This window comes from Paenibacillus sp. ISL-20 (assembly GCF_018613005.1).
Classification (GTDB): domain Bacteria; phylum Bacillota; class Bacilli; order Paenibacillales; family Paenibacillaceae; genus Paenibacillus_AQ.
Window position 1 is genome coordinate 1 of sequence record NZ_JAGGRD010000017.1, and the last position, 16,421, is coordinate 16,421.

The 16,421-nt window shown below is 43.5% G+C and carries 11 protein-coding genes and 3 pseudogenes; all 14 read left to right on the top strand.

Annotated features, from left to right (window positions below; genetic code table 11):
* Window positions 1-325: 325 nt before the first annotated feature.
* The 14 genes and pseudogenes from J7E85_RS09885 to J7E85_RS09945 all read left to right on the top strand — a co-directional run bounded on the left by J7E85_RS09885 (window position 326) and on the right by J7E85_RS09945 (window position 16,413).
* A complete protein-coding gene (locus J7E85_RS09885; RefSeq protein WP_215157337.1) occupies window positions 326-934 on the top strand; it encodes a TetR/AcrR family transcriptional regulator in 609 nt (202 codons plus the stop codon).
* A 94-nt stretch (window positions 935-1,028) separates the two neighbouring features.
* On the top strand, window positions 1,029-1,979 hold the full coding sequence (locus tag J7E85_RS09890; RefSeq protein WP_215157339.1) for an SDR family NAD(P)-dependent oxidoreductase: 951 nt from the start codon (window positions 1,029-1,031) through the stop codon (window positions 1,977-1,979).
* A 186-nt stretch (window positions 1,980-2,165) separates the two neighbouring features.
* Window positions 2,166-2,537, top strand: a pseudogene (locus tag J7E85_RS09895) (SDR family NAD(P)-dependent oxidoreductase); the annotation flags it as partial.
* Between the two features lie 271 nt (window positions 2,538-2,808).
* Window positions 2,809-3,381 carry a TetR family transcriptional regulator gene (locus J7E85_RS09900; RefSeq protein WP_215157341.1) on the top strand — a complete coding sequence of 191 codons (573 nt, stop codon included), beginning with the start codon at window positions 2,809-2,811 and terminating at the stop codon, window positions 3,379-3,381.
* A gap of 217 nt (window positions 3,382-3,598) precedes the next feature.
* Window positions 3,599-4,795 (top strand): MFS transporter, encoded by a 1,197-nt coding sequence (locus tag J7E85_RS09905; RefSeq protein WP_251035618.1) that lies wholly within the window; start codon window positions 3,599-3,601, stop codon window positions 4,793-4,795.
* Window positions 4,796-4,864: 69 nt separating this feature from the next.
* Window positions 4,865-5,818: an aldo/keto reductase gene (locus J7E85_RS09910; protein WP_215157343.1), complete on the top strand. Its 954-nt coding sequence runs from the start codon at window positions 4,865-4,867 to the stop codon at window positions 5,816-5,818.
* 95 nt (window positions 5,819-5,913) lie between these two features.
* A complete protein-coding gene (locus J7E85_RS09915; RefSeq protein ID WP_215157345.1) occupies window positions 5,914-6,990 on the top strand; it encodes an Atu2307/SP_0267 family LLM class monooxygenase in 1,077 nt (358 codons plus the stop codon).
* A 42-nt stretch (window positions 6,991-7,032) separates the two neighbouring features.
* The gene (locus J7E85_RS09920; protein ID WP_215157347.1) at window positions 7,033-8,385 is read left to right on the top strand and encodes a hypothetical protein; all 1,353 of its coding nucleotides are present in this window, start codon (window positions 7,033-7,035) and stop codon (window positions 8,383-8,385) included.
* An 866-nt stretch (window positions 8,386-9,251) separates the two neighbouring features.
* A pseudogene (locus J7E85_RS35130) lies at window positions 9,252-9,491 on the top strand (DUF6973 domain-containing protein); the annotation flags it as partial.
* Window positions 9,492-9,788: 297 nt separating this feature from the next.
* A pseudogene (locus J7E85_RS09925) lies at window positions 9,789-10,123 on the top strand (helix-turn-helix domain-containing protein); the annotation flags it as partial.
* A gap of 63 nt (window positions 10,124-10,186) precedes the next feature.
* A complete protein-coding gene (locus tag J7E85_RS09930) occupies window positions 10,187-11,149 on the top strand; it encodes a helix-turn-helix transcriptional regulator (protein WP_215157349.1) in 963 nt (320 codons plus the stop codon).
* A gap of 75 nt (window positions 11,150-11,224) precedes the next feature.
* Window positions 11,225-11,857, top strand: coding sequence for a type 1 glutamine amidotransferase family protein (locus tag J7E85_RS09935; RefSeq protein WP_215157351.1), 633 nt, complete (start codon window positions 11,225-11,227; stop codon window positions 11,855-11,857).
* Window positions 11,858-12,347: 490 nt separating this feature from the next.
* Window positions 12,348-12,686 carry a histidine phosphatase family protein gene (locus tag J7E85_RS09940; RefSeq protein ID WP_251035619.1) on the top strand — a complete coding sequence of 113 codons (339 nt, stop codon included), beginning with the start codon at window positions 12,348-12,350 and terminating at the stop codon, window positions 12,684-12,686.
* 355 nt (window positions 12,687-13,041) lie between these two features.
* Window positions 13,042-16,413 (top strand): HEAT repeat domain-containing protein, encoded by a 3,372-nt coding sequence (locus J7E85_RS09945; protein WP_215157353.1) that lies wholly within the window; start codon window positions 13,042-13,044, stop codon window positions 16,411-16,413.
* The last annotated feature ends 8 nt before the right edge of the window (window positions 16,414-16,421 follow it).

The window sequence follows — 16,421 nt, forward strand, 5'->3', positions numbered from 1 at the left end:
CGAAAGCTGACTGCGCGAGCAACATGAATCTCCTGAGCGATATCTACGCCGATGACTAGATGATGAACGGTAATGTTTTCAATGAGTTGATTTTGCTTTTCCTGTGCCTTAAACTTCATAGTAGAGCGACCTCCTGATGGGCTTTTTGAGGCTATGACCTCGTGTGCAACCCCATCGTACCGAGGCGCTCGTTTTTGTTCAAACGCCAAATTTTTCGTTTTACAGGAATTCTAACGGGCAGTATAATGTGGAAAGTTGAGGGGGCCAATCTTTGTGATATAATTATTTACATGTTTTCTCAATAAAGTAATGGGAGGGATCAAAGATGGATATTACGCAAAATTCAGTTTCCGGCGAATCCCGCGGTCGGCCACGAAGTAACGAGGTTCATCGCAGTATTTTAGATGCAACATTGTCCTTGCTCACCGAGTACGGCGTCGAGAAACTAAGCATAGAAATGATCGCTCAACGTGCAGGTGTCGGGAAAAGCTCAATCTACCGAAGGTGGAACAATAAGGAAGATCTGATTGTTGAGGCACTCGAACAAATAAAACCTGAGTTCAAAGCGTCTGCAGAAGGCGATCTTAACGAGGTCTTATACGAACTTGCGCGTAATTTTGCTCAGCAAATGAATACGCCACTGGGAAAGCAGATGCTCTCGCTGCTGATTTCAACCATATCCGGCAGTTCCCAAATATCCGAATCGTTCTGGGAAAATCATTCTCTTCCTAAGACCAAAGAAATCTCAAGTATTATTGCGCACCACCGTTCTACAGAGAAGCTAAGCGATAAGGTCAATGTTGACCTGGTCTCAGATCTTTTGATTGGTTTTGTTATGTATCAATTGTTGTTTAAGCCCCCATCCACGGATTTGGATGCTTCCCTAAAACAAGGAATAGAGCTGGTCGTAAACGGCATGAGAGAACCCATTTAAGGACCTTGCAAAGATGAGCAAGGTTTTTTTTATTTGACATATACGATACGATAACGTATCGTATTGAATATAACAAAGACTGGAGATGATAATTATGAAGAAAGCCATGAAAACCGTCATCATTACAGGAGGAAATACGGGGCTCGGTTTCGAAGCAGCCCAAGTTATTGCTAGTGCTTCACATGAATGGCATGTCATAATTGCTACACGCAGTCAACATAGAGGCAACGATGCAGCTAATGATTTGATCAGGATTACCGGAAATGCTAATATCTCAGCGATGGTTTTGGACTTATCCTCGAGCTCATCCATTCATCACTTTGTCGAGCAGTTTTCAAAGGCGGAACTTCCTCCACTTCATGTCATTGTCTGCAATGCCGGTTCTCAATTTGTGCAAGGTACACAAATGACTGCCGATGGTATTGAAGCCACTTTTGGCGTGAATCATCTGGGTCACTTCATGCTTGTGCGGTTATTGCTAAATCACCTTCAAGAAAACGGACGTATCGTCGTCGTAAGCAGCGATACTCATGATTTCAGCAAGAAAACCGGCATGCCAGCCCCACGTTACGCAAGTCCCAGTATATTGGCTGACCCTGTTGAATCCGATCGACTGCTAGGTATTCTGTCTGATTTAGCAAAAGGCCAGGTTCGCTACACCACTTCTAAGCTCTGTAATCTGTACTTTGCTTATGAGCTTTCCCGTCAAATTCAGCAATCCAAACGTTCTATCTCGGTGGCAGCATTCAATCCCGGTATGATGCCTGGCAAAGGCTCAGCCCTCACGAGGGATTATAGTCCTCTGTTACGATTTATGTGGAATAATATCATGCCGCTTTTGCGTTTCGTTCGCTCCAGTGTTCGGACAACCAAACAATCCGGAAATGATCTTGCAAACCTTATTCTTAGGAGCTCAGTCCAGAGTGGAACATATTGGGACGGACCTAAAGAGGCAGCATCGTCCGAGGAATCGTACAATAAGGAGCATGCACTTGAGCTTTGGAAGTGGAGTTCTGAAAAGCTTAACTTAAAAATACAGGTCTAGTCTGGGGTAAAGGAAGTTATTGAATAAAAGTTAGCTCAAACAACCAGGGGGGGGCAGATCGGAAAATTGCATGTATATAGTTAAGTTTGGGTGCGACTTTTCCTCCATACTATCGTTCATAGGAAGTTCATGGGGTAGACAGAGCATCCTATACAATACAAAAAATTATAAAAGGAGTGTAATAGAATGGGGGAATTTGACGGGAAGGTAGCAGTTGTAACACAAGGTACAAGCGGCATCGGTCTCGCGTCGGCACAACAGTTCGTACTAGAAGGGGCTTACGTTTTTATCACGGGACGCAGACAACGTGAACTGGATGAAGCAGTAAAGCAGATCGGTAAGAATGTTACAGGCGTCCGAGGTGACATATCAAAGTCGGAAGATCTAGATAAATTGTTCGAAACAGTAGAGCGAGAGAAGGGACACTTGGACATTCTCTTTGCAAATGCCGGACTAGGGTCATTGCTTCCATTAGGAGAAATTACAGAAGCACAATACTACAAGACTTTCGATGTCAACGTGAAAGGAACCATCTTTACAGTACAAAAGGCATTTAATTAAAGATCAACAATATTTCTTTGAGGTCAAAGCAGAACGAAGACAATTCATTATTAATGCAATCTAATAAAAAATGACTCAGGAAAAATCTGAGTCCTTCTTTTTGTTCACTGTCGAGGACAAGAACAAGTGCCGCCGATTATCAATTGGCCATGTATTAATCAATTTTGCCTGCAATTCATTAAGTAAACGGGTACTTGGTTATTTCGACATGTGTATGTTGTTCGAAAGATAGTTTGATTTTGATCGAACGATCGATTATAATCAGTTCATGAAGAACAAATCCGAAAACAAAATGGAACTTATCTATCAGACAACCATTGCACTTCTCAATGAAATAGGGCTATCCGATATATCCATGTCCAAAATTGCGAAGAGGGCAAGCATCTCTTCATCATCCATTTACTTTTATTTTGAAAGTAAAGAAGACTTGCTGATTAAACTATATTTTAACCTCAAGGATCAAATGCATCAGATGATGTTTAAAGGTGTAACGGCGGATATGTCAGTCAAGGATGGTTTTCAGAAGATCTTGCGTAATTATTCCAATTATATTGTGAATAATAAAGCTAACTTTCTGTTAATGGAACAGTTTCTTGACTCTCCGTTTATACGCAAAAGCTGTAAAGATCAAAACGGTGGTGTGTTCAAGCCGATGTATGCTCTATTTGAGAGGGGGATCAGAGAAGGACTATTCAAGGATTCGGAGACCAGTCTTTTGGTTACCTACTCCTGTCTGCCATTTGTCCAAATGGGGAAAGAGTATATAAATGGTGAATATGAATTCAGTTCTGCTAATATCGATAAAATGATTCAAATGAGCTGGAATGCTATTAAAGCATAAACAGCCCTTTTTTTTGAAATACTTTGATCGAACGTTCGATAAAAATTTTTTTGAGTTAAATTGATCGAACGTTCGATTGAAAGGGGGTGGACGTCGTATGCTTTCTAACAAAGGCCAAGGGCATCTTGATGCGTAGGAAAGCCTGTTGAAGAATTGTTTTTATTCATTTAGATTCAATATCAATTTTATTTAGAAAAACGGGGGATCAGAAGCATTTATGAAGGACTACAACATGAAGAGCTACAAATTTATTATTTATTTTCTTGCACTGGGCGCGACCGTGGTCGGTACGGCCGAATCGATTATTACTGGAATTCTTGACATGATTGCCTCAGATACAAATGTATCAATAGGTCTTGCCGGACAATTAGTTACTGTGTATTCCATTGCCTATGCAGTGGGTACGCCGATTCTGATAGCAATCACATCAAAAGTAGATCGAAAAAAGCTGTTATTGGCAGCACTATGTATTTTCGTTATCGGCAATATCATTGCTGTTCTAAGCCCTAATTATGCATTGCTTATGATTTCCCGGGCTGTCTTGGGAGTAAGCGCAGGCGTTTTCGCTGTAGTTGCCTTGGGTGTAGCTGCACAAATGGCTCCGCCGGAGAAAAGAGGAAGTGCGATCGGTACTGTCTTAATGGGAACAAGTCTTTCACTCGTCATCGGACTTCCTTTAGGCACTTTGATCGGGGAGTATATGGGATGGCGCTGGATCTTCGCTATACTTGGCGTACTTACCATAATAACGACTGTTCCCATCGCAAAAGCCGTTCCTAAGTTATCCGGTCAAGAAGCGATTCCACTATCTAAACAACTGGCCGTACTCAAAGAATTCAAAGTAATAAGTGGCTTGTTAACCTCTTTGTTCTTTATTACAGGTTACTCTGTTGTTTCTACGTATCTAGCTCCATTGTTGCGCGAAAATGCCGGTCTTAACTCCAATACAATCAGCCTTGTCTTGCTAGGCATGGGACTAATGGCTGTAGTAGGAGCTCGTATAGGAGGATATGGTTCCGATAAATGGGGAATTGCTCGTACTCTTATTGCAAGTCTGCTCCTTCATGTGATTGCCCTGTTCTTTCTCCCGATTGCTGCCGTTACTTTTGCAGGCGCCTTGTTCATACTAGCTCTTTGGATGCTTGGAGCCTGGACAACGGCCCCAGCACAGCAGTTTAATCTGGTTACTATGGCTCCTCAGTCAACTGATATTATGCTGAGTTTGAATTCCTCTGCATTCCATCTTGGTGTCGCCTTGGGAGCAGTTTTAGGTGGTGTGGTTGTCGAACAACTCTCCCTATCATCGATTGGTTGGGTCGGAGGGCTAATCGTATTGCTTGCAACCGTATTTGCAGTGATTTCGATTGCTTTGAAAAATAAACAGAATGTAGTCGAACAACTCAAAAGCGTATAAGAAAAGATATCGAATATGCAAAACATACCGTATTGTGATTTCCATATTGAAAATGAGGAGTGATTTTTTATGGAGAAAAGAGCGCTTGGATCAAGCGGGCTAGAAGTATCAGCTCTTGGATTAGGCTGTATGACCATGTCCGATTTTTACGGAAGTGACCGGGATGAACAAGAATCCATACGGACGATTCATCGTTCTTTAGAACTTGGTGTGGGCTTCTTGGATACCTCGGATATGTACGGTGTTGGCGAAAATGAAAAACTGGTAGGAAAAGCGATCAAAGATCGACGGCATGAGGTCACTTTGGCTACCAAGTTTGGGGTAGTACGCGACAAAGGACCGATGTGGGGATATAACGGAAGAGCGGAATATGTTAAGGCTGCCTGTGAAGCAAGCTTGCGCAGATTAGGTGTTGAGCACATCGACCTGTATTATCAGCATCGTATTGATCCGTATACTCCAATCGAGGAGTCTGTAGGGGCGATGGCTGACCTGGTGAAGGAAGGCAAGGTTCGTTATATCGGCCTTTCAGAAGCCTCGCCAGATATGATACGCAGAGCACATGAGGTTCATCCCATATCGGCAGTGCAAACGGAGTATTCCTTGTGGTCCCGAGACATTGAAGACGAAGTTCTACCTACCTGCAGAGAGCTTGGCATCGGATTTGTAGCCTATAGTCCGCTTGGACGTGGTTTCTTAACAGGTACTATTCAACGGTACGAGGACTTGGGGAACGATGACATAAGACGGAACTTCCCAAGATTTCAAGGACAAAACTTACAGAAAAACCTTAAATTTGTCGCCCGAATTCAAGAGATGGCTGCTGAAAAGGGGTGCACCGCACCTCAATTGGCGCTGAAATGGATATTGATGCAAGGCAGCGATATCGTACCTATTCCAGGAACGAAAAGAAGAAAGTATTTGGAGGATAATATTGGATCCTTGCAGGTTGAGCTTACGGATTCCGATCTTAAACGTATCAACGAAGTAGCGCCAAAAAACGTTGCCGCAGGACATCGATAATATTTTTGCCTGCGATCAACACTAGTTTCTACTATTAAATCAGCTTTTCAACCCATTTAAAGATATTCTCAGCAGGAATTTAAGGAGGATCAACTATGGCTGAATCCACAGACAACTTTGAAATAGGCATCAACACTTTTCTAGAGAACTCACCGGATCCCGTAACGGGCAAGAGGATTAGCCATCCCAGGCGGATTCGGAACGGGGTCGAAGAGATCGTTATTGCCGATCAAGTCGGCCTTGATGTGTTTGGAATCGGAGAGCATCAACGGTTTGATTATGCCTCTGAATCGCCAGCCGTGGTGCTTGCAGCGGCTGCAGCTTTAACCAAGCGAATTCGGCTCACGAGTGCCGTTACCGTTCTTTCCTCGGATGATCCAGTTCGCGTATACCAATCTTTTTCTACACTGGACAGCATCAGTAATGGCCGGGCAGAAATTATGGTAGGCCGAGGATCCTTTATTGATTCGTTCCCGTTGTTTGGCTATAGCTTGAACGATTACAGCGAATTGTTTGAAGAACACCTTGAGTTGCTTCTAAAGATTAGAGCTTCGGAAAAAGTCACATGGCGAGGTGGTCATCGCCCCGCGATCCATAATCTTGGCGTCTATCCGCGATCCGTCCAAGACCCGCTTCCGGTATGGGTCGGAACCGGAGGGCGCCCAGAATCCGCCATTCGAGCAGGAGCGCTGGGGCTGCCCGTCGTCTTCGCCATCATTGGCGGAATGCCGGAAAGATTTGCCCCGTTAGTCGAATTGTATAAACAAGCTGCCGCCGGAGCCGGTCACGATGTGAGTAAACTTAGAATTGCGACACACTCACACGGCTTCGTTGGAGAAACAACAGTACAGGCTGCCGAGTTACATTACCCTTACACGTCGGTTCAAATGAATGAACTCGGCAAAGTATTAGGATGGCCGCCATATAGTTGTGCATCTTACGATGCTGCGCGTAGTATTGATGGCGCCCTTTATGTTGGCGATCCTGAATATGTCGCGGAGAAGATTCTTCTCGTCCGCAAAAACCTGGGAACGAACCGTTTCTTCTTACATCTAAATATCGGCACATTGCCGCATCGCGAAGTATTGCGCGCCATCGAGTTGTTTGGCACCCGCGTCGCACCGATCGTTCGAAAAGAGATTGCTCGAGAGAGCAAGCAAACAACCATTTGAAATAGCCTTCCCTACGAAGGAGTCATATAGAAAGGAGTTTAGATGAGTATGACACTAAAGTCAGCGATTGATGAAAATGATGATACATCCAAGGAGCCTGGAATCGCTTTGAAGTTGGATTATAATGTTGAACTTTCTCTTCCTCCTGTTAGAGCCGGATTTTCAGTTGATGGTCGTCTTACTGTACGAGTAGGGTCTGATTTTCTGGTAGGCGATATGTTTCTTGCGGATACTCTGGAAACGATTATTGCAAATGGAAGTTTCGTATATATGTATTTGAACGAGGATGTGTTATCTCTTTGCAATTTGTTGCTGAAGTCAGAACTGATATTATTATCTGAACGACTTAAAGAACACTTTGCTGAAACGATCAACCAACCTGTTGACCCTTTCCAGCCTGAAGGGATTGTCAGATTATTGGGTCTCGACGCCGCTTCAGTAAGCAATGAAGCTAATAAAGATCTTTTGCTTGAAAATTTAAATCATTTATTGGTGAGACGATTCGGTTTAATTTCTGATACAGGCAAATATAGAGAGTCTTATGGCTTTAACAGGGCTTTAGAGATTGTTAATGAAGGAACTGCACACTCGACACTGAAAGTTACATTGAATAAGAATGAAGGCACACTTATGTTCCTTGATTCTCATTTTAAAGCAGTCATTCCTACACACGGAATTTCAGAGGTAGGTGCATCCGAGACAGTTACAGCCATTGCCAAAACGATAACGGTATTTGAACGTATCATTCCTCAGCTTGGAATGTACTATGCTTTATCTCAAGCTCAGATCGCTTTGCTTCGTTTAGGATGGGGATCAGAGGACTTGAAACTAAACGACAGCGTAATAAAAAAGTGGATTAGCGATGTTACCGCAAAGCTGCTACCTACAAGGAGAATGCCCAGCGAAACCACGATTTTATATTTCATGAAGGCGACTTTAGTGGATGGTTCCGAGGTTAATGGGATGTGGCCCAATACATTATCAGCCGATTTATTTTATAACCTCGAAAGCGGTCGTGTAGAAAAGTATATTTCCGAGCATGAACATTACTTGGAACTGAAGGATGGAAAAAGATTCACCATTGCTAACACGGCGGATGGTGGTGTATCCGTCAGAGCCGTTGCGGACAATATTGCTGATACGCATCATATCCTTCATTTCTATGACGATACCGAAAGTTTGGATAAAGGTTTGCTATTAGCAGGTGTAGACCGTGCAGTTTCCTTACTTGGCAAAATAAGCGATACAGCCAGTCCTTTTAAAACAGTGCATTTGAGAGCCCCTCGGGGCAAGGAATTTAGATTTGTTATGAGGGGATCAAATAATTTTGATGTTTATTTAGTGGAAGAGGGCCAAGGCGGGGTTTATACAATAAATGATACAATGAGGAGTTAATTGCCTATGTCAAAGAGAGATTGACAGTAGGGTAAGTTCACCACTGATCAAACTTCGGTATTGTAGGTTATGATTTCATGAAACTGCCGGCTTTATATTAGATATCCAACAAAAGACTGTAAAGTGTCCATTTGAAGGCACCCAATTAGGTGCCTTTTGATTTCGCTCTATAGTTGAAACGGTGAACCGTATCACAGGTTACTGCACGTTTTTTAGATAGAGACGGACACAATCTATAGGATCAATCATGAACCATTCGCTTCAAGAAATTTCGTTACTCGCTCGGTGAGACCTACCAAGGTACGTTCAAAAACGGTCTCATCATTGAGCGCTCTACTGAGAATCAATCCGCCCTGAAATGCTACCAATCGTATCCTCTGAAATGCTGGTAGCAGCTTCCAAGGATGCTCCTGTGCGAACAATTGAGGCACATAAGGCATCGATCCACCTTTTAAAATACTGCCGAATCATGGAAGCGAATTTATCCCGCGTCTCGTCAGGGGCAAAAGCTCCTACAAGACATATTCGTTGACCCGTGAAAATACTCATTGACCTCTCGCCACATGTTTTGAATAGCTGCCCGGGGTTCGTCCCGTTCGAGCAGCTCAAATATGTTGCTTACTTACCATTGATCAATGTGTGCGAGAAGAATCTCAGCGGTCATTTCATCTTTCCCTCCTGGATTTTTCTATACAGGCAGTTAGTGATGGATACGCGAGTAAATGGAGTGAGCTAACAAATGCTGAGGAAACTTTGGTGGCGGGTAGTCCTGCGAGAACACTTATGGTAAATAAATGCAGAGATGATGCAAACGACTATGCAGCGGATAGTATTTATGGTTATTAAAAGAGGCTGGCACAACAAAAGATGCATACCGGCACGCTATTTGGAACGCTTCAATGAGTAGATATATTAGTAAAGCTGATGCAAAATTATTCGTGGATGCACACGAAAAGCAGGATGATCCAGGATATTATAATCGCTACACTGACGGTATCAAAAACAGCGAACATACAAGAAGGGATTACCACAACAATCAGAAAGGTAGAGCTTTAACGGTACATATTCTTGTCCTCCTGTCGAGGGACAAGAACATGATCCCATAGAAAGTCGCTAATTTAGCGGCTTTTTTGTTTTATCGGTACAAGTTCTTGTCCAGAGTCTAGGACAAGAACTTGTGCCGATTACCGATTAGATAAGTATCAAACTATATTCCCATGCAATTTCATTAAGCTAACGGGCAGGATACTTCCAATTAGTTGTATGATTAGGAGACGTAATCGAGCTATCTATTCACAGGGAAAGGAGCAGCAACCAGACATACAGATCGGCTGCTTTTTTATACGCTAAACGAGGTGATATTTTTTTGCGAAAAATGGTTATATACGTGTCAGTTCAACTACATACGGAGTAAAAATGCAAATTTAAAATCCTTAAAAGATACATGGCTAGATTTATCAGAAGATAATCCCTACAGCCAATTCTTAATTACAGTTATGGCGGTTGTAAACCAATTAGAACGTGATCTTATCCGTATGCGGCAGCGTGAAGGATTGAACTGGCTAAGAAAGAAGGAAAGTTTAAAGGTCGGTTAAAGAAGTACCATAAAAATCATGCAGGAATGAATTATGCAGTAAAGCTTTATAAAGAGGGAGATATGACTGTAAATCAAATTTGTGAAATCACAAATGTGTCTAGGGCCTCATTGTATAGAAAGCTATCGGAAAGGAACAGTTGATGAGTTATACCAAAAATCGGAAATATATAATAGAAAATAAATTTCATATAGAGGTGGAATTATATGCCTAAAATTGACAATATGTTAGCAATTCTATGGATGCTTCGTTCAGGTGAAAAAATTACTGCAAAACAAATTTCAGAAAAGTTAGAGATGAATATAAGGACTGTGTATCGTTATATTGATACAATTTCAACAAGTGGCGTACCTATAATTTCAGAACCAGGACATAACGGTGGATACACTTTATTGAACAATTTTATTGAGGCTCCTCTTTTTTTTGATTTTGAGGAGCAAACTTCACTATTTCACGCTGCTGTTTTTGCAGAAGAAGCCGGATATTATGGAGGTGAAGCACTAAATAGGGCCATTTCAAAACTAAGTAAATACTCAAATCAAGAGCAGGAAACAAAGATAAACCAACATTTAACTAGTCTTGAAGTAATAAGTCGATTAAGTTCACTCTCTATGGAACCTTTTTTGAAGGAGTTGGAGCAGGCCGTAGCTGACGGGTACTCAGTAAAAATTCTTTACCATAAAAGTGGCGAAAAGCAATTAAATTATAGATTGGTCGATCCGTACAGAATTATCTATTGGAATAATAAGTGGTATGTGATTGGATTTTGTCATCTTAGGAATGATATCCGTAGTTTTAGAGTAGATCGAATTGAAAGTCTAATGCTAACCGAAAATAAGTTTAACCGGCCAGAAAATTTTTCAGCACGTGACTTTTTTATAAAAAGTCTTCTTCCAACTATAGAAGATAAGGAAGGGATTATTTCTTTGGTTATTAATGGGGATAAAAGTGTATTGGCTGATATTTGCCAACATTGGTTTTTAGGACATTATTTACAAGAACGGACTTCAAATCAAGCAGTTTTTCTTCTTGAAAAAGATATGATACATACATATGTACCTTATTTACTTTTACCGTACAATAAATCTATTAAAGTTATTGAGCCAATAAGTCTTAAGAAAAGAATGATTGAAGTTTTGTCGGAATTAATAAAATTTCATCAAATTTGATTACTTCCCTGACGCTAGGTGTCAGGGAAGTAATGTTATAGTTGGCTATATCAATTGTGATTGGAGTGTTATTGGATGCAAACAAAAAAAGTTTTTCTATATGTATTTAATACAATGTCGGACTGGGAATATGGATATTTAATTGCTGAACTAAACTCAGGAAGATATTTCAAAAAAGATTTAGTACCTTTAAAAGTAATTACAGTAGGAGCTAATAAAGAAATGATTACTACTATGGGAGGACTGAGCATAAAACCAGATATTTCCCTTGATGAATGTACTCTTAAGAGTAAAGATCTTTTAATTTTACCAGGAGGGACTACTTGGAATGAAGAAATTCATCAACCTATCTTGGAAAGAATTGGCCAAGCTTTAAAGCTTGGCACTATTGTTGCTGCAATTTGTGGTGCAACTGAGGCCCTTGCGAATATGGGATACTTAGATACTAGAAAGCATACAAGTAATAATTTAGAATACACTAAAATGGTATGTCCTAACTATAGAGGAGAAAAGTTCTATGAGGTGGGATCTGCGGTATCTGATGCGAATTTAGTTACTGCATCAGGAATAGCTCCTCTGGAATTTGCGATGGAAGTACTGAAAAAATTAGATGTATTTGCACCAGATACATTACATTCATGGTATAACCTAAATAAGACTCATAAACCTGAATACTTCTTCCAGTTAATGAATTCAATAAATAGCTGAGCTAAAAAATCAACTTAGCAGTTTTATATTAGTTCAAATAAAAATAATGAAGTAACTGAAAAGCTCACTTTCTCTATTTTGTTTTGCAGAGAAGTTGGGCTTTTTAATTTGGAATTTCCTTATCGTTGTAAATCCGCATTTTCCTGTCGCTATCCCTACCTGAGCATGAGTTTTTCATTGGTACGTTATTTGTTCCTCAGTTAAGTTCTACCGTAGATTACTCACACTGCATCATTGACTCCTTTATTACCACTGTGGTTAAAAGAGAGTTAAGCTCCCTCAGAAAAAACCAACGCAAAGAGTAGGAGTGCAACCTGATATTCGTCTTGATCCAACCATTGAAGGAATTATGGAAGGCAGAGACGAGTATGTTGAGAGAGCTGTTGAATTAATTAAAGATTTGTCGGACGACAAGAACATGTAACGGGCAGGATTGCTCAATACAATCATAGAATACCTAATATCAGATTTGATGTTAGGAGGGCGGAATATGGAATTCATATTTATTCGGCACGGTCATGGAGAACATCTCAACGATTATCCAAATCGGTTGAATACTCTGCATCCTAGTCTTATAGAGTACGGCAAATTTCAAGTAAGTCAGCTACGAAATGAAATTAAAATTGATCCTGATGATTTAGCTCTTGTAAGTCCAACTAAACGTACAATTGAGACGGCAACTATAATAAAAAATGGTATGGACTTCATTAGTTCTCCATTTGTTGGCCCGAGAATGTTTCCTCAGAACCCCGAACTTCCTTCTCTCTGTCTTGTTAGCAGCATCTGTCAACTTAGATGCTATATTTGCAGGTTTTCCAAACCAGACTAAGGATTTATTAGAGGTGTTTTCTGCCCCTTTTTTAATTATCCCCGTTTTAGTCACCAGCATATTACCATAGTCGATTCCTATCCCACAGCTCACTTCATTATGTGTAAACTCTTTATTAAGAATATACTTGCTTACCGAGTTCATTAGTATTGCTGTATTCACTGCATTAGTGAAACATTATTGAAGATACCATTAGACGATCTCCAATAATGTTTCGTACATATCCACCGTAATATCCCCCGGCTGTGGCCATAGCACGAACAAAAAAAGAAGTTATATACTTCCAGGAGAGCTTGCGCAAATCGGTTACGGAGAAATTTTGATCGGTTATAAGAATATGAGGGGAGAGCAAATGATGACATATAACCATGATCTGATGAACAAAGAGCAATTGCTCATAGAGCTGGATTCGCTGGGTTATTCGGACAGGATGAAGCGGATGGCGCTTCTGGGGCGCCAGCATACAGGAGATGCGGATTATTCCGCGCTGCTCGTATCTTTGCTCGAAAGCGGCACTGCCTATGAGGCGCATCTGGCTTTGACCGGTGCCGACGTAATGAATGATGCTTGTGCGGTTTTGTTTGCCCTGAAGCATTCTAAGGCAGGAGTTAGGGGCCGGGCAGTTGGATTACTGCCAGAAGTGGTGACAGATCCGGACTTTTCGGTTGAGTCCGAAATTGCTCTGATGTCGTATCATTGCCGCCGTCAACTGCTGCGGAGCATCTTGAATACATACCGTCAGGATTGGGCGGAACGTCTGCTGCCGCTCGTGCTTGACCGGTGGGGCGCACAAGAAGCGTCCTTATTATTGGCCGTGTGCAGCGAAGAGACGGTTCGCACCAGACTTCCGGAGCTGGGGTATGCGTTACGCAATTGGCGACTCCTAACGAAGTACTATCCCGATCTGGTTGCAGCATATTTCAAGAATGCTTTGCAGAACGCAACGCATTGGGAAAAGGTCAGTGTATGGTGGACGCTCTCTTCCGCGATTGAGGTACTGAGTGTTTCAAGACCGGCGATCGTGTTGGAATGTGCGCTTACGCTTGGGCCGACGGATATGATTCATCCTGTACTCAAGCAGCAATTGGGCATTCTGATTCAGGCCAGCCCTGAGGAGGTATTCGAGCTGCTGACACGTGAGGAGACACGGGAACATCTTCTGAATCATGGCGTTCCGGCAGGCGTTTTGAAGAAGAGAAAATGGTTCACCACAGCGCAGTGGACCACGCTGACTACCTTGCTCGCAGATCAGCCTGTACATGTAGCCAAGGTGCTGGATACCCTTGCGCCGTCTTGTCGCGAAGCGATGTTTGATGCCGCTTATAAGGAAGACGAGCGGAAGACGCGCATTTTCCCTATGCCGCTATTGGATGCACTACCGCACCGACTGCGCGACAAGGAAGCTGCCCGCATGCTGGAACTTCGCGACATTCGTGATCATCAGGATGACATGCTCGAAACGACGGCGCGCCGTTTCATTGTTAACGCCAGGGAGAAGCTGGAGCAAGCCGTCCAGGTGTCTAATAGCGATGAGCGTGCTGCGGCCTATGCCCACCTTGTTCGGAGTACAGCTCTATCCCGAAGCGGAATGGATGAGACGCTGCGCTTCCTGACTCGAATCAAGAACGACCAGGATCCGGTGCGCTGGCAAGTGATGGTCGAGCTCTCAAACTGTCCTGCTCTCATGTTTAAGGAAGAGCATGTGAACGATCTGACTGTGCTGGTGGATAGCGTGGTGGAAGCCAGGGACACTTCGTACGGGACAAGGTCCGCCACGGAGAAACTGGCCTTTGCCATACTGCGTGAACATGCATTGGAGCTGAAGGGCGAGCTATTCAAGTTCGCTTTGAGAACGTTTGGAAGATTGACGATGCGGGACGGTCAGTTTGCGTTGTACTCGATGGATTGGGATAGCATACCAAGTTCCGCACTGGAAGCGTTGTTCGATGAGATTTATGCCTTTGGTGTAGAAGCGAACAAGCGCGAAAACGTAAGTGTGGTCCTGCGTATGGCTGATTTGTTCGGAAAAGCCGTGGATCGATTGCCGAAGCTTCAGCTTCTGCTGGAGGAACTGCTGAAGGCTAAAACGGTATCGCCGCAGGCGGTTCATTATTGGCTGGCACCGTATGAAACTCGGGATGAGAGAGTTAGAGAACTGCTGGACAGAGACCCATCCTTCATCTCATTCCACGACGTATTTATGCATCTGCATCTGAAGCGTCAGGAGTGGCTTACCCCGTTCATCTCGGGGAAAATCATCAAAGGCAAGCATTTATCGGGAAAAACGATTTATGTTGTGCCCGCCTATAATGGGTTTCACCGGTGGCTGCCGCGCCAGCAAAAGGCATTAGCTTCCCTCTTGGAACGGGTGGCATTGGATGCCAAACGAAGTTTCCATGAACGTGCGGCGGCGACGCGGAGCTTGGCCGTCATGCCGGATTATGGCTGCGATCAACTGGAGGTCCTGCTGCAGGATCAGGAAGTGCATGTCGTCGAGGCAGCGCTTTACGCATATTCGTTATGGGAAGAGCCGGAGAAGGCACTTCCTGTATTGCTGGGCAACCTGGATGGAGACCGTGCTCGGGTCGCCATGTACTCGATCCCCAGATGTTTGCGCAGGGTGAGCCCGGTTTTGTTGACGTCCATGTTGTCCGACCTGCTGAATCGGGAAAAATTGAAAATCACGGTCAGAAAAGAGACCATCCGGCTGCTTGGGGCTTATAAAAGCAGTGAGAGCATGGCGCTTCTCATCCGTGAATACGAGAAACCGAATGCACACAAAGACGTGATGATCGCCATAGGTCACGCTGCCAGACAATGGCTCGATGATGAACGCAGCTGGACCATGATGAGTGCCATGGCAGCTTCTCCGCAGCGTGATATCGCAAGAAGCCTGCTTAACCAGTATGCTGGTGGACTTCCGGTGGAGGCTCGGCCAAGGTATTTGCAATTGATTATCGAGATCGCAGGACATGCCGATCCCGTTGTGGCAAGAGAGGCTTTCCAAGCCATGAGCCGTTGGGTGAATGGAAGCGAGGATAAGGTAGCGGCTTCCGCCGGCCGAGCGATTCTTGATTTGGAGGATAACGCCAGATGGAAGGCAGCAATGGATACTCTTATTGTGGCATGCCGTGATGGGAAGGTGAACGATCGGGTCATCGGCGTTTGCACACAGTTGGCTAACATGGAGACGAAGGTTGAAAGGAATGCTGCCCCGGAGAGAGACCTTCCAGAGCGGCAGCGGCTGGTGGCATTGATTGACAAGTTGACCTCTTTGCCTTCCAATGCAAGATGGGTACTCGTTCCTTTATATACGGGTATCATCGATGCTCTTAAATCCAAAGAAACCCTGAAACCAGCCGTGATCAAGTTGCATTTGGCGATTATTGAATGGAACCAGGCGGATCAGGCTGCCCTGCATTTGGACCCTGTGATTCAAATGGCGGATACGCATCCGTATCTGTTGGATTACGCCTACAGACAGATCGCTCAGGCAGCCAATGCCAGTCAGGCGTATTGGAGACCGGAGGCGATTCTGGATCTGGTGGACCATTTGAGAGATCGGCAGCCGTTTGCGGCCCAATATATCGGGCTTTCTTTGCTGAAGGTTGCGGGAACGTCCTTATTGTGGAACCAGGCATGTACCGACCGTTTAAGAGCGTACCGGAAACATGAGCACGAGGCGATTCGTCTGGCGGCACTGGATATTTGGACCGTGCTTGAATGAGGGGAGCG